The sequence below is a fragment of the Neobacillus vireti genome (assembly GCF_036962465.1).
GTDB lineage: Bacteria > Bacillota > Bacilli > Bacillales > Cytobacillaceae > Neobacillus > Neobacillus vireti_B.
This window is the reverse complement of record NZ_JBALNF010000095.1, coordinates 6,651-7,907: the sequence shown is the minus strand read 5'-3', so window position 1 is coordinate 7,907 and position 1,257 is coordinate 6,651. Positions and strand designations below refer to the sequence as shown.

The 1,257-nt window shown below is 34.2% G+C and carries 1 protein-coding gene; it reads left to right on the top strand.

What is annotated here, in order from left to right; genetic code table 11:
* Positions 1–448: 448 nt before the first annotated feature.
* Positions 449–1,257, top strand: an 809-nt coding sequence (locus V7077_RS27430) for a basic amino acid ABC transporter substrate-binding protein (RefSeq protein ID WP_335507882.1), incomplete at its 3' end; no start/stop codon positions are given.

Sequence of the window (1,257 nt, the reverse complement as noted above, 5' to 3'; positions counted from 1 at the left end):
GAAAATGAGATTTAATGTTTTCTTAAAGGAGGAAAAATCCTAGAAAAGGAGATGGATTGCTTGAACAATGAAATAAGTGAAAGTAATGAAAAAGGAAAAGCTCGCAAATCATTTGAAAATTATTATGTAAACAAACTTCGATTTTCAATCAAGAATAATTTATATTAAAATAAGAATCTATTGAGGGGAAATAGCTCATTGATTATTAAATGTAACACTCACAAACATTGTTTTTTTCCATGTTTTGTGAGTGTTTTTTTTGGCCAAATAGAGGTTAATAAACCCTTATTAATCAATATCATAATAATTGAAATAATTTTATTAATCTAACATATTTCAAAGGTATTGTCTTTTTTTATGTATAAAATTACAATGGGTTACATAAATAAAACATTTTACCGTGATAAATCGGTAAAGGAATAAAGAGAAATAGGGGAGGAAAAACACCATGAAGAAAGTCATCCAGTTTTTTATCATTTTAGCAGTCGCTGTAATGGCAACTGCATGTGGTACTCAGCCTAAATTACCTGCTCAATCAACAAGTGAGCAGAGTCAAAAAGGATCTGAAGGAAATACGCTAAAAAATATAAAAAAGCAAGGCGTGATTAAAATTGCGGTGGATGATACATTTCCACCGATGGAATACCGTGACGATCAAAACAAGTTAGTAGGTTTTGATATTGACCTTGCAAATGCTATGTCAAAAGAGCTTGGTGTAAAAGTAGAATTTGTACCAACTGCATGGGATGGAATTTTACCAGGATTAGATGCTAAACGATATGACATTATTATGTCATCCATGAATATTACCGATGAACGAAAGCAAAAGGTTGATTTTGTAGAATATATGAAATTAGGACAGGTTGTGGCAGTAAAAACAGGAAATCCACTAAAGATTCAATCGAAAGAAGATCTTTCTGGCAAAATAGTCGGAGTTCAATTAGGTACAACTAGCGAAAGTGCAGCGAAAGAGATTAAGGGAATGAAAGAATTAAAGACTTACAATGGGTATACGGATGTATTTAATGACTTAGGCCTTGGCCGTTTACAGGGTGTTATTGTGGCAGAAGCGGTTGGCCGTTACTACAAAACATCCAAACCGGATGCTTTCGATGTGGTAGGCAGTTCGTTCCAGAGTCTTCCAGTAGGGATTGCTGTACGTAAAGGTGATAATGATCTTGAAGCAGCATTACAAAAAGCAATCACAGCGGTGAAGGATAACGGATCCTACGCAGAAGTTAGTAAGAAATGGTTCGG